Here is a 25,254-nt window from a genome sequence, read left to right on the forward strand (position 1 = left end):
GGGTGGTCTTCACAGCGAGCCAAGACATATGGTACAATGAAGAAAAACCGAACTTCATAGGCGATGGAGTTCGCCATAACCGCCGGTTTCCGGCTGATGACTCCTGCTGCGAATGGAAGCGGCAGGAGTCTGTTCATTTTTAGGAAGGAGGGGGTCTGATTGGTCTATCTCGCCGTCGGCATCGCCGGCATGATCGGCGCGCTTGTCCGTTATGGGCTCGGTTTGCTTGTTCCCGCCGCCCATGGCTTTCCGTTTGCGACGCTTTTCATCAATTGGACAGGCTCGTTTTTGCTCAGCTGGCTCGCGGTCACATTCACCCGCCGCCCGGCGTGGCCACCATGGCTGCAAACGGCGGTGACGACTGGTTTTGTCGGCTCGTATACGACGTTTTCCACCCTTAGCGTCGAGTGTGTCGAATTGCTGAAACAAGGGCGATGGGGCATGGCCGCTGGTTATATCGCCGCCAGTTTGTTCGGCGGTCTAACCGCGGCATGGGCGGGCTCCGCTGCCGCCCATCCAAAGCGAAAGGGGGAAATGGCCCGATGATGGCACCGCTATTGGTGATGATCGGCGGTTTTTTTGGCGCCATCTGCCGTTACGCCGTCAGCCGCTGGGCCGCCCGGCGCTCGCCGCGCTTCCCGCTCGGCACGCTCATTGTGAACTTACTTGGCTCGTTTTTGCTCGGGTGGCTGGCTGGAAGCGGCGCCGCCGATGCTGAAAAACTACTGATCGGCACTGGTTTTATGGGCGCGTTCACGACGTTTTCCACGTTTAAATGGGAAAGCGTGCAAATGATGCAGCAACGCCAATGGGCGAAGGTGATCGGTTATGTGGCGGCCACTTACTCCTGCGGGATCCTGCTGGCATGGTTTGGCTGGCAGCTAGGGCAATGAGGCAGGAACGTCAGCTTGAAGCCTTTTTCCGCCGCGCTTGCCGTTTGGATGGCAACTAGGGCAAATGAGGCAGCCCTGTCGGTCAATGAGCCGCCAGAGGAAAAGCAGCGCGGCCTTGTTCCTCAGTTCGGGCCGGCGCGGAAGATAGGGGCAAACGCAACGGCGCATGAGCGGAGAAGCACTGGTTGAATGGATCAAAAAATCTTCCCCGCCCTGTCCACAAGCAAGGAACGAGCGGGGAAACGAGCGAAAGGGAGACGGCGTTATCTTCTGTTTTTCGCAAACAATACTTGTTCGAGAATGTCATGAATACGCGTATTTTCATAAACGCCGACAAACCGTTCCGCCCCCGGGCCCATGGCAGTCAGCGGCACATCGGCGGCGGTGTGGCCGGTGGTCGTCCAGTCCAAGGCGAACGTTTGCGCAGAATGAGCGATGGAAAAGGGGCCGTCTTCGCCAGAAATCGTTTTGCCGTCTCCCGACTCATCGGCGCCGCCTGGCGTTTCCACCGTTAAGCCGCCGCATTCATGGTCGGCGAGCACGAGGACGAGCGTATCCCGATGGCGCTTGGCGTACTGTTTCGCCACGGCGACCGCTTCGTCAAGCTGCTGGCCGGCTTTGATCATGAGCGGTCCGTTGTTTTCATGGCTCATTTCATCAATGGCTTCTTCTTCAACAACGAGGAAAAAGCCTTTTTTATTTTGCGACAGCACGTCAAGCGCTTTTTTTGTCATATCGGGCAGCGGCACGGCGGGATTGTACACATCCCCTTCTCCTTCGGGGCGTTGTTGGAACATCTCCTCGTTGGCAAACAGCCCAAGCAGCTTGCGGCCCGTTGCCTGTTTCAGCTCATCGGCGGTGCGGACGTACGTATAGCCGAGCTGCTTGGCGCGCTCCACTAAGTTTCCTTGCGTGCCTTTGCTTCCTTCTTCGGGATCTTCAGCGGGATGGTCGGGGTAATAGCCGGGCTGTCCGGCCGGATACCAGTAGTCTTCGCCGCCGCCCAATATGACGTCCACTTTCGTTTGTTCGATGTACTGTTTGGCAATATCGCTTTGCGCCGAGCGCTTGGCGGTATGGGCGCCGAACGCCGCTGGGGTGGCGTCTGTCACTTGGGCGGTCGTGACGAGCCCGGTCGCTTTTCCGGCTTTTTTCGCTTGTTCGAGAATCGTTTCCACCGGTTTTCCTTGCAAATCAACAGCGATGGCGCCGTTGTACGTTTTGACGCCCGTCGCTATCGCTGTCGCTGCCGCGGCGGAGTCGGTGATGAACGATTTCGGATCGGCGGAGTTCGTATGGATGAGCCCGCTGTACGGCATGTCGTCCATTTCCAATTCTCCCGTGATCCCTTTCGTGGCTAGGCGGATCGCATCGCGATGGGCGGTGCCCATGCCGTCGCCGACAAAAAGGATGACATTTTTCACTGCCGGTGGCCCGGCTGGCTTGTCCGGCTTATCCGGTGCAGCCCATGTGCGTTGTCCGGCGGCATACAGCGTCAGCCCGACGCTCAGTCCGGCCATAAGCAAAGCCGTGCGGCGTTTCATTCGGAACATCGTTCTCCTCTCCCTTTTCAGATGATTTTGTCATTTTGATTGTACAAGCGGCATATGAAATGGGGATGAATTCCATGTAACGGTTTTGTAAAGAATGGTTCCAAACGTTCACTTCCTCTTTCATTGACTTTTTTTCTTTGGCCTGATACATTGATTAATAGTTCAATTGTTGAACCAAATGGACGATCCAAGATGGATACAACGACTGGGAGGTGAAGAAGTGGCAAGGCGAAACATCGACGAGTGGATCGACCGTTATTTGTCCGTATCATTTCTCGTGATGAAGCGCGGGGCGGCGCTTGTCAAAGACAGCCTTTGCGAAGAGATGACGCACGACCAATATTATTTGCTTCGCTATATTCGCCGGCGGGGGACGTGCACGTCAACCGAGCTGGCGGCGATGTTCGGCGTGAACAAAAGCGCGGTGACGGCGATGACGAACCGCCTCGTCGACAAAGGCTGGCTGCGCCGCGAGCGTGACGGGAACGATCGCCGCGTCATCGTCTTATCGCTGACAGAACAAGGGGAAGCATGGATTGCGGAAATGGACCGGAACGTCTATCGGCTCGTGGAAGAAGTGATTGCCCGCTTCCCGGAAGAAGAAATTGAAACGTTCATCCGCACGTATGAACGGTTGGCCCGCGTGCTGCAGGAGGTGGAAGAAGCGAAATGAGAGCGATCATCAAAGGAAAATGGTTCGTGTTCATCGGCTGGATCATCATCGCGGCGGTGCTCATGATGACCGCGCCGAACATGGGCGAGCTCGTTCGGGAGAAAGGGCAGCTGAGCGTGCCGGACGGCTATTCGTCGTCATTGGCGGCGAAATGGATCAAAGAGGCGAACGAACAGGAAAACAAAGAACATGAGCGCTCCACCGTGCTCGTTTTTTATCAGAAAGACGGATTGACGGCGCAAGACAAACGGGAAATCGAACAGGCGGTTCAAGCACTGGAAAAGAAAAAAAGCGAGCTGCATATTACCGAAATCGTTTCGCCGCTGGCCAACAAGGAGCTGGAAAAAAAGCTGGTGTCCAAAGACGGGACGACGATGCTCATTTCGATTCGCATCGACCCGGCCGGGCGGACGGCGAAACAGTTGACGGACGCGCTCTATCGGGCTTTGGACGGCGTCAAGGTCGAGCATTATTTCACCGGCGGGTGGATGATCGATGAAGATGTGGTGACCAGCTCGCTTGAAGGCGTGAAAAAGACGGAAGGAATTACCGTTGTCTTTATTTTGATCGTGCTGTTGGCCGTATTCCGTTCGCCGGTCGCGTCGTTGATTCCGTTGTTGACGGTCGGAGCGACGTACGTCGTTTCTCAGTCGATCGTCGCGTTTTTGGTCGATGAGGTCAACTTTCCGCTGTCGACGTTTACGCAGACATTTTTGGTGGCCGTGTTGTTCGGAATCGGAACGGATTACTGCATTTTGCTTTTAAGCCGGTTTAAGGAAGAACTAGTGAAACACGGTGACCGCACGGAAGCGGTCATCGCCACGTACCGGACGGCGGGAAAAACAGTGGCGGCGAGTGGATTGGCGGTCATGATCGGCTTTGCCGCGATCGGACTGTCGACATTTCAGTTGTACCAATCGGCAGCCGCCGTCGCCGTTGGGGTGGCGGTGCTGCTGGTGGCGCTTATGACGCTCGTGCCGTTTTTCATGGCGGTGCTTGGCGAGAAGCTGTTTTGGCCGGTTCGCGGGAAACTTGAGCACGGACAAAGCCGACTTTGGCTGGCGGCAGGCCGGTTCGCGTTCGCCCGTCCGCTGCTGGCGCTCGCTATCGTCGCAGCGGTAACGGTGCCGGTGCTTGTGACGTACGATGGCAAACTGTCATTTGATTCAATGGAAGAGATCGGCGACCATTATCGCTCGGTTAAAGCGTTTGACATTATTGCCGACCACTTTCATCCCGGAGACGCCATGCCGACACAAATTGTGTTGAAAAGCAAAGAGCCGCTTGATTCCGAAAAAGGGATGGCGTTGATCGAAAAAATCAGCCGCGAAGTCGAAAACGTTGACGGTGTGGCGAGCGTCCGCTCGGTGACGCGGCCCACAGGCGAGCCGATCAAAGAGCTGTTTGTCACTGAGCAGGCGAAACAGCTGAAAAACGGCCTTGGCGCCGGCAAAGACGGCATCGAGAAAATCGGCGCCGGGCTCGAGACGGCAAGCAATCAGCTCTCCGCTTCCGTGCCGCAGCTGAAGCAAGCGTCATCCGGCATCGGCCAGCTCGTCTCGGGAACGGAGCGGCTTGAGAACGGCCTGCGCCAGCTGCAAAGCGGCTTGAGCCAAATTGAACAAGGCGTGCGCCGCGGAGCGATCGGGGCCGGCGAGTTGAAAAACGGCTTGGCGACCCTGCGCGCCAATGCCAAAAAACTGCAAGAGGGCGCGAACCAGCTGCTTGGCGGCTACAAGCAGGCGGAACAAGGCTTGGCGACGATCAGCAGCCAATACCGGCAAGTCGAAACGGGCCTCAAGGCGGTCGCTGATCAGCTCGCCGCCGTGCAAACGCTGCTTGCGCAAGTCGAGCAGTCGCATCCGGAGCTCGCCCAAGACGCGCAATATCAACAAGCGAAAATGACCGTCGCCGCCTTGGCCGCCCGGACGAACGACATGGCCAACGGCTTGGCGAAGTTGAACGGGGCGCTTGAGCGAGCGCGCGCCGGCTTGGCGAAAGCGAATGAGTCGTTTGCCCAACTGGCGGCCGGGCAAGCCGCGATTAACGACGGTTTGGATCGAATCATCGCCGGGCTTGGCGAGCTTGAAGCCGGCTTGACGAAAGCGGCCAACGGCCAACAACAAGCCGTTGATCAACTGCCGCGATTCGCGTCCGGCCTCGAGCAAGTCAACGGCGGCCAGCGGCAGCTGCTTGAGCACTTCTCGGCCCTTGGCGGCCAGCTCGGCCAGCTTGTCAACGGCTTGGACCAAAGCGCGTCCGGTTTGCAGAAGGTGGCCAGCGGTCTGGGAACGGCGGAAACGTATTTGGCTGATTTGTCATCGGCACCGGCGAAGGACATGGCCGGCTGGCATATGCCGAAAGCGGCGCTTGAAAGCAAAGAATTTGCGCAGGCGAAAGACGCGTATATGTCAAAAGACCGGCGCATCGTCACATTTGATGTCATTTTCAAAGAAAATCCGTATTCCATATCGGCGCTTGGCCGCATTGATGACATTCGCGCCGCCGCCGAACGGGCGGTGAAAGGAGCAAAGCTGGACGGGGTGAGCATCGCCGTCGGCGGCGTCACAAGCACGTATGCCGATTTGCGGGCGATTTCGAACGCCGACTATCGGCACACAGCGGTGCTCATGCTGGCGGGGATCGCCATCGTGCTGGCTGCCCTGCTCCGGTCGTTGATCATGCCGCTCTACTTGATTTTGTCGCTTGTGTTGACGTATTACACGTCGATGGCCGTCACCGAGCTCATCTTCGTCAACGGCCTCGGCTATGCCGGCTTGAACTGGGCGGTGTCGTTTTTCGCCTTCGTCCTGCTTATGGCCCTCGGCATCGACTACAGCATCTTCCTGATGGACCGGTTCAACGAATACCGTGACCGGCCGGTGAGAGAAGCGATGCTGTCAGCGATGGGCCATATGGGGACGGTCATCATCTCGGCCGCCGTCATTTTGGGCGGGACGTTTGCTGCGATGTATCCGTCCGGCGTTCTGTCGCTCTTGCAAATCGCGACGATTGTATTGACAGGGCTTTTGCTTTACGCTCTTGTCGTCCTGCCGCTGTTTGTCCCGGTCATGGTCCACACGTTCGGCCGCGCCAACTGGTGGCCGTTTGGGCAGCCGGTGAGCGAAGCGGATGGGCTCGAACAGCAGAAAATTAGTTAAAATGACCGGCTGCTGCCGCTCCCAAATGATTCGGGAAGCGGCTTTCTTTTTTCGCGGGGCGGTGAACAGCAGCGGTTTTTCCTCGCCGTGAGCGAACGAGCGAAACGGCACGGTTTTTCGATTGGACACAGGATGCGGTGAAGCGGCATGTTCCTTACAATCGCTGCGCTCTTAGGCATGGTTTGCGCCATCATGACGACATTTCCGTTTCATAAGCATATTTTTTTCGTTTTCGCTCAATGTAAAGTATGATGAGAAGCAGAGAACATTCTAGACTGGAAAGGAGGAAGGCGGGCATGACGAAACGAGTGCTTATGGTGGTGACGAACCATACGACGATCACCGACGATCACAAAACCGGGCTTTGGCTTGAAGAGTTTGCCGTGCCGTATTTGGTGTTTAAAGAAAAAGGGTATGACGTGAAAGTGGCGAGCATCAAAGGCGGCGACGTGCCCTTGGATCCGCGCAGCATCAATGAGAAAGACCCGTCTTGGGCCGAGGCGGAAGCGGCGCTGAAAAACACGGCGCGTTTAAGCAAAGATGACGCGAATGGATTTGACGCCATTTTTCTCCCCGGGGGACACGGGACGATGTTTGATTTCCCGGACAACGAAACGCTGCAATACGTGTTGCAGCAATTCGCCGAAGACGGCCGGATCATCGCCGCTGTCTGCCATGGGCCGTCAGGGTTGGTGAACGCGACATACAAAGACGGGACGCCGATCGTGAAAGGGAAAACGGTCACGTCGTTTACCGATGAGGAAGAACGCGAGGTCGAGCTTGATGTGCATATGCCGTTTTTGCTTGAGTCGACCTTGCGCCTGCGCGGGGCGAATTTCGTCCGCGGCGAGAAATGGACCGATTTCTCGGTGCGCGACGGCAACTTGATCACCGGGCAAAACCCGCAATCGAGCCGGAGCACGGCGGAAAAAGTCGTCGCGGCGCTCGAAGAACGGGCATGAGGAAGCGAATGACAGACAGTTGGAGAGACGAGCGGAACGTACGCCCGCTCGTCTAGGACAAGACGCGCCCAAACAGCGAGGCGCGTCTTCTTTTTTACAAATTCCGTATCCGTGTTCATTAATCAACAAATTGCTCTATTTTAACCATTGATTGGAAGTTGAACTTTGCTATCATAATAAACAAATGTCACGATGAGGCTGAGCTTTTCAAAAACGTTGAGGAATGCCAGCCAGCCTGAATGACAACGGAAAGGAGCCAACGAGAATGGGAGAAACCATCGAGGTCATCCGCAACGGCGCCCAGCCGTCAACGAAAGGGCAAGAAGACTATTTTACCGGCTATGTCCGTGTTGATTCACTCTTTCAAGAAAATGAGTTCGCCCCGTACTCGGCGGCGTATGTTACCTTTGAGCCAGGGGCTCGCACGGCATGGCACATCCATCCGACGGGGCAGCGATTGATCGTTACCTACGGCGTTGGGTGGGTGCAAGAATGGGGTGGACCCGTTCGTGAAGTGCGGGCGGGGGATGTCGTTTGGTTCCCGCCGGGCGTCAAGCATTGGCACGGAGCGACACCAACCACGGCGATGACCCATATCGCCTTAACGGGAGTTGCCAACGGCAAAGGGGTCGAGTGGCTCGAAAAAGTGAGTGATGAGCAATATCACAAGAGTGAATAGGGGGCGGAAAACGTGGCGTCATGGTCAAACGAGGAGCTGCACCAAATCGCTGCGGCTGATGATCTTCACATTTCGCCGTTCCGCGAGGACGGCAAAACGTATGGAACGCTGACATGGGTTTGGTCGGTGATTGTCGGCGATTCTCTTTATGTGCGCGCCTATCATGGTCAGCAATCCCGTTGGTATCAAGCAGCCATCCGGCAAAGGGCTGGACGGATTACAGTCGCCGGCATGACGAAAGAAGTCGTATTCGAACCGGTTGCTGGATCCATCAACGACCTCATCGATGACGCGTACCGGGAAAAGTACAAAGGAAGCCCGTATCTCGACGCGATGATCAGCACCCGCGCTCGGGCGGCGACGGTCAAAATCGTTCCACGCTAAATGCTTCAGAAACGTCACCGACAGCCGTCTACAGGCAATGGTCGGTGACGCTTTTTGTTAGTCAAAATTGCGGTCCAACAGCCGCCCTGTCTGTTCGGCGATGACGCGCGCCGGAAGCGGCATGCCGTGCTTGAACCACCATTCGACAATTCCAACGACGGCGGAAGCAAAAAATTGCAAGACAAGATCTTCGCTAAGCCCCTTGTTCTTTCCGTTCGATGTGTCGACGTCCGGTTTGAATTCCTCGATCACCAACTGTAAAAAACGATGACGGAAGTAAGGAGCGCCTTTGCTCGATAACATCGTCGAGAAAAAGAGCCGATGGCGTTCAAAGTATTCGTACCAGATATAATTTCCTTCCTCAAACGTCAAATCGGAAGCCTCGCGGCAAAGCTGCCGCAAATTGTCCATATGTTCTTCGATCATCTTGTCCAATAAATCGTATTTATCCGTGTAATGGAGATAAATGGTTCCCCGGTTCACGTTTGCCCGATCGGCGATTTCTTGAATCGTAATGTCGTCAAACGGTTTTTCCGCCATCAATTCAATGACGGCATTTTTAATGGCTTCTTGGCTTTTGATGACTCTGCGGTCGATTTTCGCCATGACTGAATTCCCCACCTCTCCTAAAGATTGTCGACTATTTTTGATCGAATCATCGCCAAATGATGACGCATACCCGCTTTTTTGATAATAATAAACGAATGTTGATTATTGAATCAATATTGATTTTCGTAGAGAAAGAATTTTGCCGGTGACGTTTGAACAACGAAGGCGCTCCATCGTCTTGCAGGGGGCATGCGAGGGATTGACAGGCGAGCAGCTGGCATGAACAAGGAAGGAAGACGGCGCGACATCAGGCGAATCGATGTTCGTGCAAGAAGCAAGGAGAGGCCTGTGAACAAACCGGCCTCTCTTTCATCTAAGCATTCGCTCTGTCTCCATATTCAGCCCGCAAACGTTTCGCATCTTCTTTCGGCGGTCGTCCGAATAGGCGGGAATATTCGCGGCTGAACTGTGACGGGCTTTCATAGCCGACTTGAAAGGCGACATCAGCGGCATCGATCAACTCTGTTAACAAGAGCCGCCGGGCTTCCTGAAGCCGCAGCTGTTTTTGAAACTGAATCGGGCTCATCCCTGTCACCTCTTTAAAATGACGATGGAGCGATGCTGCGCTCATATGAGATAAATCAGCCAGCTCTTCGATGCGGATCGGTTGATGATAGTGTTCTTTAATATATTCGATGACATGATGAATTTGGCGGGCATGGCTGTTTTGGACAGCCATTTGCTGGAGGACATCGCCATACGGCCCGTGCAAAACGCGATACAAAATTTCTTTTTTGTAAATCGGTGCTAAGACGCCAATATGTTCTGGGGTGTCGAGCAGGCGAACGAGCCTCATGACCGCATCGAGCAGCGGGGGCTCAACCGCACTGACGAACATTGCTCGTTTTGGCTTTTTCTGCAGGAAAACGTCGTTGTCGGTGTGCTGCAGCAGTTCGACGATTTGATGGAGCGCAAATTCCATCCGCAAGGCCAAATACGGCGTCTGTTCGCTTGCTTCGACCACTTGGGAAATAACCGGCAAGTCGACAGAGGCGACAAGATAGTGGGTCGGATTGTACGTAAACCGTTCCCCCGCCAGCCAGACATCTTTTCTGCCTTGCACGATTAGGCAAAACGCCGGGCGTTGGACGCCATGTTTCGGTGTTGTGGGATGCGATTCGCGAAAGAGAAGAAGCGATGGAATCTCTGTTTCGTAAACGCCGTCTTTTCCTGTATGGCGCTCGATGAGCACCGCCAATTCATGTTGTTGTTCGATGATTGATTTCAATCGTTTTTCCCCCTTCCACTACAATTATTTTACGCAAACTTCTTCCGCAACCGAAAGAGGTCTGAGAGAATTAGGCAATGATTTGCGAGGATTGTGATACCGGTTGCTGGGCAAAAGGGGGCATAATGACATTGTCCGGTGCACGCTAAGTTTGAAGCTTGCTAGCGCGTCCTCTGGGCGATATGAGTGACCTAAATGACGATGAAAGGGAGAGTGCGATGCAAACCGTTACGTTGAACAATGGCGTTAAGATGCCGATCCTAGGGTTTGGTGTATATCAAATCACCGATTTAGATTTGTGCGAACAATGCGTCTATGATGCGCTCATGACCGGCTATCGCCTCATTGACACAGCAGCTGCTTATCAAAATGAAGAGGCGGTCGGGCGGGCGATCAAACGGAGCGGCATTCCAAGGGAAGACATCTTTGTGACGACGAAGCTGTGGATTCAAGACGCCGGCTATGAGAACACGAAACGAGCCTTTGCGAGATCGCTCGAGCGGTTGCAGCTCGATTATGTTGATTTGTATTTAATTCACCAGCCATTTGGTGATATATACGGCTCATGGCGCGCCATGGAAGAACTGTATCGCGAAGGGAAAATTCGCGCGATTGGCGTGAGCAACTTCCACACGGATCGTCTCATCGATTTGATTCTTCATCATGAAGTGACTCCAGCCGTCAACCAAATTGAGACGCATCCGTTCTGCCAGCAAATTGAGAGTGCAGAATGGATGAAACAGCACAATGTCCAACTTGAGTCGTGGGCGCCGTTTGCGGAAGGAAGAAATGGCATCTTCCAAAATGAAGTGTTAGTATCCATCGCTAAAAAGCATCATAAATCTGTTGCCCAAGTCATTTTGCGTTGGCTGACACAAAGGGGGATTGTAGCGATTCCTAAGTCGGTGCATAAAGAGCGCATTGTGGAGAACTTCCAAATCTTTGATTTTGAGCTTGATCAAGACGATATGAACAAAATCGCCGCACTTGATACGAAGCAAAGCTTGTTTTTTTCCCATCGCGACCCGGAAATCGTGAAATGGCTTTGCCAGCGCCGATTGGAAATTTAACGGAAAATAAAGGGAGAAGAGGAGGCAAAAACGCCAATTAGGCAAAAGGGGATTGGAAGTGTCCGCGATTGGGCTCGGCTGCATGGGGATGAGCTACGGTTATGGACCGGCTGCGGACAAAAAAGAGATGATTGCGCTCATTCATGCGGCTGTGGAGCGCAGGGGGCATGTTTTCGATGCAGCGCATTGGCTGTGGTCGTTTCTTTCGTGCTTTTCACACCGTTTCGACAACGAATGATTGCAAACAGTGTAGAGCAAACAGAGGGAAAGGATGGGGTGGAATGATATGGAATATGTGAAACTTGGCAACACCGGTTTGGACGTGTCGCGCATTTGCCTTGGCTGCATGAGCTTCGGCGTCGCCGATCGATGGATTCACCCGTGGGTGCTGGATGAGGAGAAAAGCCGTCCGATCATCAAAAAAGCTCTTGAGTTGGGGATTAACTTTTTTGATACGGCCAATGTGTATTCTGACGGAACGAGTGAGGAAATTATCGGGCGCATTTTAAAAGAGTACGCCAATCGGGAGGAAATCGTCATCGCCACGAAAGTGTATTTCTCTGTGCACGAAGGACCCAATCGGAAAGGGCTGTCCCGAAAAGCCATCATGAGCGAGATCGACAAAAGTTTGAAACGTCTAGGCACCGATTATGTCGATCTGTATCAAATTCACCGCTGGGATTACGATACGCCGATTGAAGAAACGATGGAAGCGCTGCATGACGTGGTGAAAGCGGGAAAAGCGCGGTACATCGGCGCCTCTTCGATGTACGCCTGGCAGTTTTTGAAAGCCAACCACACAGCAGAAAAACACGGGTGGACGAAATTTGTGTCGATGCAAAATCATTATAATCTCATATATCGCGAGGAAGAACGGGAAATGTTGCCGCTTTGCCAAGAAGAAAACATTGCCGTCATTCCATACAGCCCGCTGGCGTCAGGAAGACTGGCGCGCGACGCATCGGAAACAACGCATCGTTCGGAAACCGATCAAATCCAACGGTCGAAATACGACACCACGGCCGAAGCGGATCGAGTGATCATCGAACGGGTCGCTGAGCTCTCCAAAAAACACGGCGTGAAGCGCGCGCAAATCGCGCTTGCTTGGCTGCTGCATAAAGAACCGGTCACCGCGCCAATCGTCGGGGCGACGAAGCTGTCCCATCTCGAAGAGGCTGTCGGTGCGCTATCCGTTTCATTAACGCCGGAAGAAATCGCTTATTTAGAAGAACCGTATGTGCCGCATCCGGTCGTTGGCCATCGGTAACCTAGGAGGCTGGTGATTTAATCGTGGATACCGCTTTACAATGTTATTTCTCAATTAGAAAAACCTTGTTACATCGGTCCTGCTTTTCGCTCATTCTCCCATTGATGAAAGGAATCAGCGGTTTTTCACCAGCCTTCTAGGGGAAAAGGCTGTCCGAAACACCCGGCTTGCCGGATCGGACAGCCTTTTTCGTTTGAAAATACCTGCAAAAACGAAGACACGCGGGAAAAATGGGAAACGGTGTCATTGGTGTCGTTCAGCCGCGGCGGATTGGCCGTTGCAGCGGAGCCGGCGCTAACGTTTCCCATGGGCGCGGATCGAAACGATTACCGGCGCTTGGCGATGGCAAGCGCCTTTTTCGTATTGGCAAAATGAAGCTTGGCGCACGTCTCAAGCATCTCTTCCCCTCGCACGCGGATGATTCGGGCGGCGGCTTCGTCAACGATGGCGCCGGCCCCTTTCGGAAGCGGGAGGCCGATGGTGCGGGATAATCGCTCCATCTCTTCTAAAAACACATAGCGGGCGATGATCGAAGCCGCGGCGACCGCCACGTGCACGCTTTCTGCTTTCGGCAGGCAATGCACCCGCTCGCTGACGATGCGCGTTTCATCCGCGAGGTAGCGGAAATACAAGTCGCGTTCTAAAAATTGGTCGATGATGATCGCTTCCGGTTCGATGGGCGCGATGGCGTCAACGAGTTTCGCGAGCGTCCGGTTGTGAAGGAGCGCCTTCATTTTCGTCTGCGGCATGCCGCTTCGCTGCCAGCGGTTGTATGCGGCGTTGTCGAGCACGGTGACCGCATGCGGCGTCGTTTCCATCATAGCCGGTGCGATCCGTTTGATCGCTTCATCGTTCAATTGTTTCGAATCTTTCACGCCGAGCGCCGCGATGTTGGCGATATGCGGCCGATCAACGTAGGCGGCGGCGACGACGATCGGGCCGAAATAGTCCCCGGTGCCGACTTCATCCGAACCGATGGCAGAAAGCTTCGCGAGCCTATGTTCCAATGGGGGCGAGGTGCTCTCTCTCCCCTGTCGTTTGGCTGGGTCAGCTCCCTGCTTCCCCATCCATTTCGCCGCTTCTTGTTCCGCCGCTTTCCCTTGAAACAGCACTTTCCCCGAGCGGTAGGCGGTGATCGCGACATCCGGGCGCTTGACGGCAAACAACGCTCCGGGTGGAAGCCGGTCGGACAAGGCGTCTTGGTAGTGAGCGCGCAAGGCGTCAAGAAGCTGTCGGTCGGCTTGAATCACATAGTTTGACAACGTTCCCTCTCTCCTTTATCCTCTTCTGGATCCCTTTGTGTCGCATCTTTCCATTATACCAGCGTTCGTGATATGATAAACAGTAGGATTTGGCGAAATGGGGGAGAAAGCTTGACAGAACAGCCAAAAACGCGGGTGAGCGTCCGCATCTACGGTCAAGACTATACGATCGTCGGCACGGAAAGCCCGGCCCATATCCGGCTTGTGGCGGCGTTCGTTGACGATAAAATGCATGAGTTCAGCGAAAGAAACCCGATGCTTGATGTGCCGAAACTGGCCGTCTTGACGGCCGTCAATATTGCTAGTGAGTATTTAAAGTTAAAGGAAGAATACAACCGGCTTCGTGAACAGCTGAAGAAGGAGAAGGATGGGGGACGCGATGCTTGATGTCGTGTTGCTGTTTGTCCTGTTGCTCGGAGCGATGATTGGCTTAAAGCGCGGCTTTATTCTCCAATTCATTCATATGGCCGGGTTTTTCATTGCTTTTTTCGTCGCCTACCGCTATTATGAGCGGTTTGTGCCGACATTGCGTCTTTGGATTCCGTATCCGACGTTTGGCGACCCGGAGACGGTGAAGCTGTTGTTTCAGAGCACCCATTTAGATGATGCCTATTATCGGGCGATTTCTTTTGCACTTTTATTTTTTGTGGTGAAAATCGTTCTTCAGATCATCGGCTCGATGCTCGATTTCGTCGCTCAGCTGCCGCTGCTGCGCAGCGTCAACCGCTTGGCCGGGGCGGCGCTCGGATTTGCGGAAGTGTATTTGCTTGTCTTTTTGCTTTTGTATATCGGCGCGCTCGTGCCGATTGACAGCGTCCAAGAGCAGCTGCAGCGTTCGCTCATGGCAACTGTGATTGTGAAACATACGCCGGTGTTGTCGGAGATGCTTGACCATTGGTGGATTCATGGCCGCGTCTGACCGAGCGCGGCCGCGGTGTTTTGGGAAAGGAAGGGGACGAGAATGAACGTCCATAAAAAAGAGGTTATCCGCCTGCTCGAAACGATCGCATTGTATATGGAGATCAAAGGGGAAAATCCGTTTAAGGTGAACGCGTTTCGCAAAGCGGCGAACGCCTTGGAAACGGACGAACGAAGCCTGACGGAAATCGGCGATTTCACCGCCATTCCCAGCATCGGCAAAAGCACGGCGGCGATCATCACCGAGTTTGTCGAAACCGGTTCATCGTCGGTGCTCGAAGAATTAAAGCGCGATATTCCGGAAACGTTGCTCGCCTTGCTTAAGATCCCGGGGCTTGGCGGCAAAAAAATCGCCAAGCTGCATCAAGAGCTGGGCATTGTCGATATGGACGGATTGAAAGAAGCGTGCCTGGCGGGAAAGGTGCGGGCGCTTCCCGGCTTCGGCGCGAAAACGGAGGAAAAGCTGCTGATGGCCATGGAAGAGGCGGGCAAACGCCCCGAGCGGCTGCCGCTTGCCCGGGTGTTGCCGATCGCGGCCGATATCGAGCGCCAGCTTGCCGAAATGGATGGGGTGGTTCGCTTTTCGCGGGCCGGCAGTTTGCGGCGCTGGAACGAAACGGTGAAAGATTTGGACTATGTCATTGCCACCGCCCGCCCGGCGGTGGTGCGCGAGGCGCTGCTTCGGCTGCCGCACATCCGCGAGGTGATCGCCGCCGGGGAGACGAAAGTATCGCTTCTGTTCCAGTATGAGGATGAGATCGCCGCGGACTTCCGGCTGGTCAGCGAAGCGCAATTTGCGACCGCTCTTCACCATTTCACTGGATCGAAGGACCATAATGTGCGGATGCGCCAGCTCGCCAAAGAACGCGGGGAAAAAATCAGCGAATACGGCGTCGAAGACCAAACGACAGGCAAGGTGAAAACGTTCCCGAATGAAGCGGCGTTTTACGCCCATTTCGGGCTGCCGTATATTCCGCCTGAGTTGCGTGAAGACGGCACGGAGGTGGAGCGGTTTTCGGCTGATTGGCCGCTTGTGCGCCTTGAAGACATGCAAGGCGATTTGCATATGCATTCGGCATGGAGCGACGGCGCGTGTTCGCTCGAGGAGCTTGCCGAGGCGTGCCGCCGCCGCGGCTACCGGTATATCGCCATTACCGACCATTCGCACTATTTGAAGGTCGCCAACGGCTTGACGCCGGAGCGGCTGCGGCGCCAGCGCGAGGAAATTGAGCGGCTGAACGCGCGCTATTCGGATTTGACGATTTTGGCCGGCGTCGAAATGGATATTTTGCCGGATGGAACGCTAGATTATGATGATGATGTGCTCGAGGAGCTTGATTTTGTCATCGCCGCCATTCATTCCGGGTTCAAACAGCCGCGTGAGACGATCATGAAGCGGTTGGAAGCGGCGCTTCGCCATCCGTGCGTCGATGTCATCGCCCACCCGACCGGCAGGCTGATCGGCCAGCGCGCCGGCTATGACGTCGATATCGAGCGGCTGATCGAGCTGGCGGCGGAGACAAAGACGATCCTTGAGCTGAATGCCAATCCAAACCGGCTTGATTTGTCGGCTGCTTATGTGAAAAAAGCGGAGGAAGCAGGGGCGTACATCGCCATCAGCACGGACGCCCACCATTTGGACATGCTTGACGATATGGCGGTGGGGGTGGCCACGGCCCGGAAAGGCTGGATCAAGAAAGACACGGTCGTCAACACATGGCCGCTTGAGAAGCTGCAACAGTTTTTGCGCGACAAACGAAAGAAATGAATCAGCTGGGGGTTAGATACGTGCAACAAAAAGTGCTTCACACCCTAGAATTCGATAAAGTGAAAGCGCAGTTGGCCGAGCATGCGTCCTCGCCGCTCGGTTTGGAAAAAATCGATGCGCTCATACCGTCTTCTGATTTCAAGGAGGTGTCCGCTTGGCTCGAGGAAACGGATGAAGCCGCTGCGGTCTTGCGGCTGGCCGGCTATGCGCCGCTCGACGGGGTGGTCGACGTTCGTCCGCATTTGAAGCGGGCGGCGATCGGCGGTACGCTCAGCCCACAAGAGCTGCTGGAAGTGGCGGCGACAGCGGCCGCAAGCCGGCAAATGAAGCGGCTGATCACCGATCTGCAAGAGGAGCACGGCGGCCTGGAGCGCCTTGCTTCGTATGCCGATGAGCTTGCCGAGGCGCCGGAACTCGAGCATGACGTTCGCCGCTCGATCGACGACCATGGCGAAGTATTGGATGCGGCGAGCGACCGCCTTCGCTCGCTGCGCGGGCAAATTCGGTCAGTGGAAGCGCGCATCCGCGAGAAACTCGAGAGCATCATCCGCTCGCCGTCGGCGCAAAAGCGGCTGTCGGACGCCATTGTTACGATCCGCAACGACCGGTACGTCATCCCGGTGAAACAAGAGTATCGAAGCGCTTACGGCGGCATCGTCCATGACCAGTCGGCGTCCGGGGCGACGCTGTTTATCGAGCCGCAGGCGGTCGTGGAGTTAAACAACGCGCTGCGCGAGGCGCGGATGAAAGAAAAGCAGGAAATCGAACGCATTTTGCGCGAACTTTCGGCCAAAGTCGCCGCACAGGCCGAGCCGCTTGCGCGGGCGGTCGAAGCGCTCGCGGCGCTTGATTTTGCGTTCGCCAAGGCGAAGTACGCCCGCCGGATTCAGGCGACAAAACCAGCCGTCAACAACCGCGGCTACCTTCGCTTTTGCCAAGCTCGCCATCCGCTGCTTGATCAAGAGAAGGCGGTGCCGAATGACATTGAGCTGGGCGGCGATTATACGACGATCGTCATCACCGGACCGAACACCGGCGGGAAAACGGTGACGTTAAAAACGATCGGCTTGTTGACAGTAATGGCGCAAGCGGGGCTGTTCATCCCGGCGGCCGACGGATCGGAAGCGGCGGTGTTCCGTTCTGTTTTCGCTGATATTGGCGATGAGCAGTCGATTGAACAAAGCTTGAGCACGTTCTCGTCCCATATGGTCAATATTGTCGACATTTTGCGCCATGTCGATGGCGAAAGCCTCGTGTTGTTTGACGAGCTCGGGGCCGGCACCGACCCGCAGGAAGGAGCGGCGCTGGCGATCGCCATTTTGGATGAAGTGCACGGCCGCGGGGCGCGGACGGTGGCGACGACGCATTATCCCGAGTTGAAAGCCTACGGCTACAACCGCGCGGGCGTGGTAAATGCGAGCGTCGAATTTGACACCGAAACGCTCCGCCCGACGTATAAACTGTTGATCGGCATTCCCGGACGCAGCAACGCCTTTGACATTTCACGCCGCTTGGGGCTTGATGAGCGGATTATCGAGCGGGCGAAAGCCCAAGTGAGCGCGGAAAGCCATAGCGTGGAAAACATGATCGCCTCGCTGGAGAAAAGCAAAAAGCAAGCCGAGGAAGACGAAGCGCGGGCGCGCGCGGCGCTTGAGGAAGCCGAGCGGATGCGCGCTGAGTGGGAGCAAAAGCTCGAGGCGCTGGAAGAGGAAAAAGAAGAGCGGCTTGCTGAAGCGGCGAAGCAGGCAACTGACATCATCCGTGCGGCTGAGAGCGAGGCGGAGCGGATCATAAAGGAGCTGCGCCGCTTGCAAAAAGAAAAGCGGGCGGAAGTAAACGAGCAGGAGCTCGTCGAGGCGAAACAGCGGCTCGCTGCTGCGGTGCCAAAAGTGGAGAAGCGGAAAAAGGCGAAAAAGGCCGTCTCACGCCATGTGTTCCAGCCGGGCGATGAAGTGAGAGTCACGAGCCTCAACCAAAAAGGCTATTTGATCGAAAAAGTGTCGGACGACGAATGGCAAGTGCAGCTTGGCATTTTGAAAATGAAAATTCATGAGCGCGATTTGGAGTATATCGGCAGCGCGCCGGCGAACGAAGTGACGCCGGTTGCGACGGTGAAAGGCAAGGACGCCCATGTGAGCCTCGAGCTTGACTTGCGCGGCGAACGGTACGAAGACGCTCTCATTCGGCTTGAGAAATACTTGGATGATGCCGTGCTCGCCGGCTACCCGCGCGTTTCGATCATCCACGGCAAAGGGACGGGCGCTCTCCGTCAAGGAGTGCAGCAGTTTTTAAAACAACACCGAGCGGTGAAAAGCTTCCGGTTCGGAGAGGCGAATGAAGGCGGCACCGGAGTGACGATCGTGGAACTGAAATGATGGGGGCGATGGCAATGGCATCGTTTTGGGAGCAAGACATGGTGAAAACGGCGGCCAATTTCAGCGTTGCCGTGTTGTGCATCGTCGTCTTTTTAGCCGTATTTGAATTGGTGACGAAGTACAAAAACTGGGAAGAGATTCGCAAAGGCAATGTGGCGGTGGCGATGGCAACCGGCGGGAAAATTTTCGGCATCGCCAACATTTTTCGCTATGCACTCGCCCGCCATGAGTCGCTGCCGTCGATGATCGGCTGGGGAATGTATGGGTTTTTTCTTCTGCTCGCCGCTTACTTTATTTATGAATTTTTGACGCCGAAATTCAATATTGATGACGAAATTGCCAATGACAACCGGGCCGTCGGATTCATTTCGCTGTCCATTTCCGTCGGCTTGTCGTTTGTCATCGGCGAAGGCATTCAGTAAAGGGGAACAACGAATGAACGCAGTAGTCAAATGGTTGTTGATCGCGGTCGGGCTGCTGTTGATCGCCGGCATCGTCTATATGGCGGTGCGCAATCGGTCAGTCGATGTACTGGCGAAAATCTTGTTTGCCATCTGCGCGTGTTTTTTCTTTATTGGCTTAGTGTACTGGTTTTGGTAACGCTCGGGTTCAAGCCTGGCGTTCTTTTTTTTGATGAAAAATTAGAAAAAGTGAAATAAAATAAAGGCAAGGGGGGATTGGGATGGAAAAACCATGGCTTGCTCATTACCCGCCGGAGATTCCGCATACGCTTGACTATCCAAGGAAAACGCTTTCTGATTATTTGCGGGAGACGGCGGAGCAATTCGGAGACCATGAGGCGATCGACTTTTTGGGCAAGACGATGACGTTTCGCCAGCTGTACGAGCAAGCATTGACATTCGCGCATTATTTGCGGACGATCGGATTGAAAAAAGGGGATCGGGTGGCGATTATGCTGCCGAATTGCCCACAGGCGGTCATCAGCTACTACGGGACGCTCATGGCTGGCGGCATTGTCGTGCAGACGAACCCGCTTTACACCGAGCATGAGCTTGAATACCAGCTCAACGACAGCGGCGCCTCGGTGTTCGTGACGATGGATATTCTGTATCCAAAGGCGGAAGGATTGAAAGGGAGAACGCTGGTCAAACATTGGATTGTCACGAGAATGCAAGAGTATTTGCCCACGGTGAAGAAATGGCTGTATCCGTTTGTGCAGCGGAAGCAAAACATGCCCATCGTCCGCATCGAGGAAAGCGAAACCGTTCATTTGTTCCGCACGATCGTCAGCCGGAAGGAAACGGCGCCGATCGGGGTGAACATCGATCCGGTGGACGATGTGGCGCTGCTGCAATATACAGGCGGCACGACGGGGCATCCGAAAGCGGCTATGTTGACGCATCGCAATTTGATTGCGAATACACTCATGTGCGCCCATTGGGTGTATAAGTGTAAAAAAGGCAAGGAAACGGTGCTCGGCGTGCTTCCGTTTTTCCACGTGTACGGCATGACGACGGTCATGAATTTGTCCGTGATGATGGCAAGCAAAATGGTGCTGCTCCCGCGGTTTGATGTGAAACAAACATTGAAAACGATCGAGCGCACCCGGCCGACGATGTTTCCAGGCGCGCCGACGATGTACATCGCTTTGTTGAACCACCCAGATTTGCCGAAATATGATTTATCTTCAATCAACGTCTGCATCAGCGGCTCCGCTCCGCTGCCGGTCGAAGTGCAGGAGCAGTTTGAGCGGGCGACGGGCGGAAAACTCATTGAAGGATATGGGTTGACCGAGGCGTCCCCTGTCACCCACAGCAACTTCCTTTGGCATGGGGAGCGGGTGAAAGGAAGCATCGGCGTCCCATGGCCGGATACGGAAGCGAAAATCGTTTTGCTTGAAACGGGGGAAGAAGGAAAGCCTGGCGAGGTCGGAGAGCTGGTCGTGCGCGGTCCACAAGTGATGAAAGGCTACTGGAACCGCCCGGAAGAGACCGAGCAAGTGCTGCGCGACGGATGGCTGTACACCGGCGACATCGGATATATGGATGAGCGCGGCTATTTTTACATCGTCGACCGCAAGAAAGATGTCATTATCGCCGGTGGTTACAACATTTACCCGCGCGAAGTCGAAGAAGCGCTGTATGAGCATCCGAAAGTGCAGGAAGCAGCCGTGATCGGCGTTCCTGATCCGTACCGCGGGGAGACGGTGAAAGCGTTCGTCGTGGTAAAACCTGGGGAAACGTGCAGCGAACAGGAGCTTGATGTGTTTATGCGCGAACGGCTTGCTGCTTACAAAGTGCCACGTCTGTATGAGTTCCGCAGCGAACTGCCGAAGACGGCAGTTGGAAAAATTTTGCGTCGCGTGTTGGTCGAAGAGGAGAAAAAGAAGCTTGACAAATCGGCAGAATTGACCGTAAAATGAAAATATGAATGATGGTTCATTCATTTGGCGGATGGAAAGTGAGAAAAGGAGAATCGATATTGCGGAGGGAAAAGCCGAAGTTTAAACAAATCATTGACGCTGCCGTCGTCGTCATCGCCGAGCACGGCTACCATCAAGCCCAAGTGTCGAAAATCGCCAAGCAGGCCGGTGTCGCCGACGGCACGATCTACCTTTATTTTAAAAACAAAGAGGATATTTTAATTTCGCTTTTTCAAGAAAAGATGGGGGCGTTCATCGAGAAAATTGAACAAGAGACAGAAGGAATTTCAAGCCCCCTAGAGAAATTGTATGTATTGGTGAAAACTCATTTTTCCGCCCTTGCCGCTGATCCGCATATGGCGGTCGTGACGCAGCTCGAGCTGCGCCAGTCGAATAAAGAGCTGCGCCATCGCATCAATGAGGTGCTGAAAGGATACTTGCGTCTCATTGACCGCATCATTATCGAAGGGATGGAAAAAGGGGAGTTTCGCCAAGATTTAGACGTCCGGCTCACCCGGCAAATGATCTTCGGCACCTTGGATGAAACCGTGACGACGTGGGTGATGAACGAGCAAAAGTATGACTTGGTCGCCCTCGCTGGTCCGGTGTATGAACTGTTGATCAAAGGGTGCGCCGCCGGGCGTTAGGAAAGGCAGAAAGGGGAGAGGCTTCGTGGAGCATTTTCGCGTAGCGAAAGAGGAGTTCGTCGCCATCGCGACGTTTTCGCGGCCGCCGGCGAACGCCCTTTCATCAGCAGTTTTGAAAGAGCTTTCAACCATATTGGACGAGCTCGAGACCGATCCGGAAGTGCGCGTCGTGCTGCTTCATGGCGAGGGGCGTTTTTTCTCAGCCGGCGCCGATATTAAAGAATTCACGTCCATCGCTTCCGCTGAGGAGGCATCGGTCTTGTCGCGCAACGGCCAACTCGTGATGGAGCGGATCGAACGTTTCCCGAAACCGGTGATCGCGGCGATTCATGGGGCGGCGTTAGGCGGAGGGCTGGAGCTGGCGATGAGCTGCCATATTCGCCTTGTTGCCGAAAACGCCAAGCTCGGTTTGCCGGAGCTGCAGCTCGGACTCATTCCTGGTTTTGCCGGCACGCAGCGGCTCGTGCGCTGCGTTGGCTTTGGCAAAGCGGCGGAAATGATGTGGACGAGCGAGCCGATCACCGGAATCGAAGCGGTCGAATGGGGGCTGGCCAACAAGGCGGTGCCGGAAGAGCGGCTTCTTGACGAGGCAAAAGCGTTGGCGAAAAAGATCGCCGCCAAAAGCCCGCTTTCCGTTCGGGCAACCATTGAACTGCTCAACGCCGCGAAGGAAAAATCGTTCGCCGAGGCGGTGCGCGAGGAAGCGGAATGGTTTGGCCGCGTGTTTGTATCCGAGGATGCAAAAGAAGGCGTGCAGGCGTTTTTGGAAAAACGGCCGCCCGTCTTTCAAGGAAAATAATCGCCATCAATGTCTGAATGTTGGCAACTGAAACAATGTTGGATCAAACTGAGGAGGGAAACGACATGAATATTTTTGTCCTCATGAAACGCACCTTTGACACAGAGGAAAAAATCTCGATCGCTAACGGCAAGATCAATGAGGAAGGCGCTGAATTCATTATCAATCCATATGACGAATACGCCATCGAAGAGGCCATTCAAGTGCGCGACAAACATGGCGGCGAAGTGACGGTCGTCACTGTCGGAAGCGAAGAGGCGGAAAAAGAGCTGCGCACGGCGCTCGCCATGGGCTGCGATAAAGCGGTGCTCATCAACATTGATGACGATGTCGAAGAACAGGACCAATATACGACCGCGAAAGTGCTTGCCGAGTATTTGAAAGATAAAAATCCGGATTTGATTTTGGCCGGCAACGTCGCTATTGACGGCGGTTCGGGGCAAGTAGGTCCGCGCGTCGCGGAATTGCTCGGCATTCCGTATGTGACGACGATCACGAAGCTGGATATTGCCGACGGCGGCAAAGTGACCGTTGTGCGTGATGTGGAAGGGGATGAGGAAATCATCGAAACGTCGCTGCCGCTCCTTGTCACGGCTCAACAAGGGCTGAATGAACCGCGCTATCCGTCGCTGCCGGGTATTATGAAGGCGAAGAAAAAGCCGCTTGACGAGTTGGAGCTTGACGACCTGGATCTTGATGAAGAGGATGTCGAAGCGAAAACGAAAACGATCGAAGTGTTCTTGCCGCCGAAGCGTGAAGCAGGAAAAATTTTGCAAGGCGAGATCGCCGATCAAGTGAAGGAACTCGTTCAGCTGCTCCGTTCTGAAGCGAAAGTGGTATAAGCCGGAACCGCTGTCGGCGTTCGGATGAAAAACAACGGGGAATCAAAGGATAGGGGGACTGAAAGAATGGCACGCAAAGTTTTGACATTGGCGGAAGTACGCGACGGATCGCTGCGAAACGTTTCGTTTGAAGCCATCGCAGCAGCCAAAACGATCGCCGAAGGCGGGGAAGTCGTCTCGGTGCTCGTCGGCGATCAAGTCGCGGCGCATGCGAACGAACTCATTTACCGCGGTGCGGATCGCGTCGTTGTCGTTGAGCATCCGAATTTGAAATTTTATACATCCGACGGTTATTCACAGGCGGTAAAAGCCGTGATTGACAAAGAACAGCCGGAAGGCATCGTCTTCGGCCATACGGCGCTTGGCAAAGACTTATCGCCGAAATTGGCCATCAAGCTCGACGCCGGCCTCGTTTCCGACGTCATCGCGGTCGAAGAAGCGGGCGGCAACATTGTGTTTACGCGCCCGATCTACTCCGGCAAAGCGTTTGAAAAGAAAATCGTCACAAGCGGCATCATCTTTGCGACGGTGCGTCCGAACAACATTGCGCCGCTCGAGCGCGATGAGTCGCGCACAGGCAGCGTGGAAGCGCTCGCCGTTGAGATCAAAGACTTACGCGCGATCGTCAAAGAAGTCGTCCGCAAAACGGCGGAAGGCGTCGACCTGACGGAAGCGAAAGTGATCGTCGCCGGCGGCCGCGGGGTGAAAAGCGCCGAAGGCTTCAAGCCGCTCAAAGAGCTGGCCGAAGTGTTGGGCGGCGCGGTTGGCGCGTCGCGCGGGGCGTGCGATGCCGGCTATTGCGACTATTCGCTGCAGATCGGGCAAACAGGGAAAGTCGTCACGCCAGATCTGTACATCGCCTGCGGCATTTCCGGAGCCATCCAACACTTGGCGGGCATGTCGAACTCAAAAGTCATCGTGGCGATTAACAAAGACCCGGAAGCGAACATTTTCAAAGTCGCCGATTACGGCATTGTCGGCGATTTGTTCGAAGTCGTTCCGCTTCTCACGGAAGAATTCAAAAAACTGAAAGTGCATTCGTAATCGCTGAAACGGGTGGCGCGCGCCGCCCGTTTTTCTTGGATAAATTCCGGTGCGGAGCGAATATTAGAAACGAAAGCAAAACATTCGCACCGCTGTCGATTTCCATGGTATACTTTGCTTGCAGCATTTTCGAACAGGGAGGGAAATCCGCATGGCCATTGTCAATGCGACAGATCAAACGTTCGCCGCGGAAACGAAAGACGGCGTCACGCTCGTCGACTTCTGGGCGCCATGGTGCGGTCCGTGCCGCATGATCGCCCCGGTGCTTGAGGAGCTCGACCAAGAAATGGGCGACAAAGTGAAAATCGTCAAAGTGAATGTCGACGAAAATCAAGAAACGGCCTCAAAATTCGGCGTCATGAGCATTCCGACGCTGCTTGTGTTCAAAAACGGCGAGCTCGTCGATAAAGCGATCGGCTATCAACCGAAAGAGGCATTAGCGCAGCTTGTTGGCAAATATGTATCATGACGGAGAAACAGGAAAATCCAGAGGGGAAGAAACCTCTGGATTTTTTCTTTTTTCCATATGAAAAAAATGGTTGACAGACGGGGATGATTTTTTTATAGTAATAACCAACAAATCCTATTGGATATATTGGTTTTTATCGTTGTTATTCATAGTTTTCCTATCTATATAGTTATTTTTAGGGGGTGAGAATGGTTCACGAAATCTAGAAGGCCGGTGATCAAACGAGCAAGTCACTCTTCTCAAATGGTGAAACTTCGCGGCATCGGCT

General features: G+C 54.5%; 26 protein-coding genes and 1 riboswitch. Of the genes, 22 read left to right on the forward strand and 4 right to left on the reverse strand.

The annotated features are described in order from the left end of the window. Nucleotides 1-50 precede the first annotated feature (50 nt). Nucleotides 51-113, forward strand: a riboswitch (Fluoride riboswitch). Nucleotides 114-159: 46 nt separating this feature from the next. Both N685_RS0109395 and crcB read left to right on the forward strand, forming a co-directional pair. Beyond that, nucleotides 160-546, forward strand: coding sequence for a fluoride efflux transporter FluC (locus N685_RS0109395; RefSeq protein ID WP_031407779.1), 387 nt, complete (start codon nt 160-162; stop codon nt 544-546). After that, entirely contained in the window at nt 543-893 is a 351-nt protein-coding gene (gene crcB / locus N685_RS0109400; protein WP_031407781.1) for a fluoride efflux transporter CrcB, read from the forward strand. Before N685_RS0109395 ends, crcB begins: the two co-directional genes overlap by 4 nt. A 263-nt stretch (nt 894-1,156) precedes the next feature. On the opposite strand, the gene N685_RS0109405 is transcribed toward crcB, so the two are convergent. Then, a complete protein-coding gene (locus N685_RS0109405; RefSeq protein WP_031407783.1) occupies nt 1,157-2,446 on the reverse strand; it encodes an alkaline phosphatase in 1,290 nt (429 codons plus the stop codon). A gap of 220 nt (nt 2,447-2,666) precedes the next feature. Here N685_RS0109405 and N685_RS0109410 point away from each other — a divergent pair, with 220 nt between their 5' ends. The 5 genes from N685_RS0109410 to N685_RS0109430 all read left to right on the forward strand — a co-directional run bounded on the left by N685_RS0109410 (nt 2,667) and on the right by N685_RS0109430 (nt 8,305). Continuing rightward, nucleotides 2,667-3,119, forward strand: coding sequence for a MarR family winged helix-turn-helix transcriptional regulator (locus N685_RS0109410; RefSeq protein WP_031407786.1), 453 nt, complete (start codon nt 2,667-2,669; stop codon nt 3,117-3,119). Next, on the forward strand, nt 3,116-6,280 hold the full coding sequence (locus N685_RS0109415; protein ID WP_031407788.1) for an MMPL family transporter: 3,165 nt from the start codon (nt 3,116-3,118) through the stop codon (nt 6,278-6,280). Before N685_RS0109410 ends, N685_RS0109415 begins: the two co-directional genes overlap by 4 nt. 296 nt (nt 6,281-6,576) lie before the next feature. Beyond that, entirely contained in the window at nt 6,577-7,242 is a 666-nt protein-coding gene (locus tag N685_RS0109420; protein WP_031407790.1) for a type 1 glutamine amidotransferase domain-containing protein, read from the forward strand. A 265-nt stretch (nt 7,243-7,507) separates the two neighbouring features. Beyond that, nucleotides 7,508-7,921: a (R)-mandelonitrile lyase gene (locus N685_RS0109425; protein ID WP_031407792.1), complete on the forward strand. Its 414-nt coding sequence runs from the start codon at nt 7,508-7,510 to the stop codon at nt 7,919-7,921. Between the two features lie 12 nt (nt 7,922-7,933). Continuing rightward, nucleotides 7,934-8,305 (forward strand): DUF2255 family protein, encoded by a 372-nt coding sequence (locus N685_RS0109430; protein ID WP_031407793.1) that lies wholly within the window; start codon nt 7,934-7,936, stop codon nt 8,303-8,305. Between the two features lie 57 nt (nt 8,306-8,362). Here N685_RS0109430 and N685_RS0109435 read toward each other — a convergent pair whose 3' ends face one another. Together N685_RS0109435 and N685_RS0109440 are read right to left on the reverse strand one after the other, a co-directional pair. After that, nucleotides 8,363-8,911: a TetR/AcrR family transcriptional regulator gene (locus N685_RS0109435; RefSeq protein ID WP_031407795.1), complete on the reverse strand. Its 549-nt coding sequence runs from the start codon at nt 8,909-8,911 to the stop codon at nt 8,363-8,365. A 316-nt stretch (nt 8,912-9,227) separates the two neighbouring features. Further along, complete coding sequence (locus tag N685_RS0109440; RefSeq protein WP_031407797.1) at nt 9,228-10,142, reverse strand: AraC family transcriptional regulator; 915 nt, start codon at nt 10,140-10,142, stop codon at nt 9,228-9,230. A 218-nt stretch (nt 10,143-10,360) separates the two neighbouring features. Between N685_RS0109440 and N685_RS0109445 the strand changes: the two genes are divergently transcribed. From N685_RS0109445 to N685_RS0109455, 3 genes are read left to right on the forward strand one after another with little or no spacing between them, the layout of a single operon-like run. Continuing rightward, a complete protein-coding gene (locus N685_RS0109445; RefSeq protein ID WP_031407799.1) occupies nt 10,361-11,212 on the forward strand; it encodes an aldo/keto reductase in 852 nt (283 codons plus the stop codon). A 58-nt stretch (nt 11,213-11,270) separates the two neighbouring features. Continuing rightward, nucleotides 11,271-11,450 (forward strand): hypothetical protein, encoded by a 180-nt coding sequence (locus tag N685_RS20295; protein WP_031407801.1) that lies wholly within the window; start codon nt 11,271-11,273, stop codon nt 11,448-11,450. 48 nt (nt 11,451-11,498) lie between these two features. Further along, nucleotides 11,499-12,479, forward strand: a complete 981-nt coding sequence (locus N685_RS0109455; protein WP_031407804.1) for an aldo/keto reductase — start codon at nt 11,499-11,501, stop codon at nt 12,477-12,479. A gap of 326 nt (nt 12,480-12,805) precedes the next feature. Here the strand turns inward: N685_RS0109455 and rnhC are convergent, their stop codons facing one another. After that, nucleotides 12,806-13,741, reverse strand: a complete 936-nt coding sequence (gene rnhC / locus N685_RS0109460) for a ribonuclease HIII (RefSeq protein WP_031407806.1) — start codon at nt 13,739-13,741, stop codon at nt 12,806-12,808. 111 nt (nt 13,742-13,852) lie between these two features. Here rnhC and zapA point away from each other — a divergent pair, with 111 nt between their 5' ends. The 12 genes from zapA to trxA all read left to right on the forward strand — a co-directional run bounded on the left by zapA (nt 13,853) and on the right by trxA (nt 24,986). Next, nucleotides 13,853-14,128 carry a cell division protein ZapA gene (zapA, locus tag N685_RS0109465; protein WP_031407808.1) on the forward strand — a complete coding sequence of 92 codons (276 nt, stop codon included), beginning with the start codon at nt 13,853-13,855 and terminating at the stop codon, nt 14,126-14,128. Further along, entirely contained in the window at nt 14,121-14,660 is a 540-nt protein-coding gene (locus tag N685_RS0109470; protein WP_031407810.1) for a CvpA family protein, read from the forward strand. The genes zapA and N685_RS0109470 overlap by 8 nt, the downstream gene beginning before the upstream one ends. Nucleotides 14,661-14,702: 42 nt before the next feature. Continuing rightward, a complete protein-coding gene (polX, locus tag N685_RS0109475; RefSeq protein WP_031407812.1) occupies nt 14,703-16,427 on the forward strand; it encodes a DNA polymerase/3'-5' exonuclease PolX in 1,725 nt (574 codons plus the stop codon). A gap of 20 nt (nt 16,428-16,447) precedes the next feature. After that, nucleotides 16,448-18,802: an endonuclease MutS2 gene (locus N685_RS0109480; RefSeq protein ID WP_337588983.1), complete on the forward strand. Its 2,355-nt coding sequence runs from the start codon at nt 16,448-16,450 to the stop codon at nt 18,800-18,802. Between the two features lie 14 nt (nt 18,803-18,816). Beyond that, entirely contained in the window at nt 18,817-19,224 is a 408-nt protein-coding gene (locus tag N685_RS0109485; protein WP_031407815.1) for a DUF350 domain-containing protein, read from the forward strand. 13 nt (nt 19,225-19,237) lie between these two features. After that, nucleotides 19,238-19,402, forward strand: a complete 165-nt coding sequence (locus tag N685_RS19785) for a hypothetical protein (protein ID WP_167332998.1) — start codon at nt 19,238-19,240, stop codon at nt 19,400-19,402. Nucleotides 19,403-19,484: 82 nt separating this feature from the next. Further along, nucleotides 19,485-21,185: a long-chain-fatty-acid--CoA ligase gene (locus tag N685_RS0109495; protein ID WP_031407817.1), complete on the forward strand. Its 1,701-nt coding sequence runs from the start codon at nt 19,485-19,487 to the stop codon at nt 21,183-21,185. A 59-nt stretch (nt 21,186-21,244) separates the two neighbouring features. Continuing rightward, nucleotides 21,245-21,832: a TetR/AcrR family transcriptional regulator gene (locus tag N685_RS0109500; protein ID WP_031407820.1), complete on the forward strand. Its 588-nt coding sequence runs from the start codon at nt 21,245-21,247 to the stop codon at nt 21,830-21,832. A gap of 25 nt (nt 21,833-21,857) precedes the next feature. After that, entirely contained in the window at nt 21,858-22,631 is a 774-nt protein-coding gene (locus tag N685_RS0109505; protein WP_031407822.1) for an enoyl-CoA hydratase, read from the forward strand. A 65-nt stretch (nt 22,632-22,696) separates the two neighbouring features. Then, complete coding sequence (locus tag N685_RS0109510) at nt 22,697-23,473, forward strand: electron transfer flavoprotein subunit beta/FixA family protein (RefSeq protein ID WP_031407824.1); 777 nt, start codon at nt 22,697-22,699, stop codon at nt 23,471-23,473. A gap of 66 nt (nt 23,474-23,539) precedes the next feature. Next, the gene (locus tag N685_RS0109515) at nt 23,540-24,517 is read left to right on the forward strand and encodes an electron transfer flavoprotein subunit alpha/FixB family protein (protein ID WP_031407826.1); all 978 of its coding nucleotides are present in this window, start codon (nt 23,540-23,542) and stop codon (nt 24,515-24,517) included. Between the two features lie 151 nt (nt 24,518-24,668). Further along, nucleotides 24,669-24,986, forward strand: coding sequence for a thioredoxin (trxA, locus tag N685_RS0109520; protein ID WP_031407827.1), 318 nt, complete (start codon nt 24,669-24,671; stop codon nt 24,984-24,986). The last annotated feature ends 268 nt before the right edge of the window (nt 24,987-25,254 follow it).

The organism is Geobacillus vulcani PSS1, assembly GCF_000733845.1.
GTDB classification, from domain to species: Bacteria; Bacillota; Bacilli; order Bacillales; family Anoxybacillaceae; genus Geobacillus; species Geobacillus vulcani.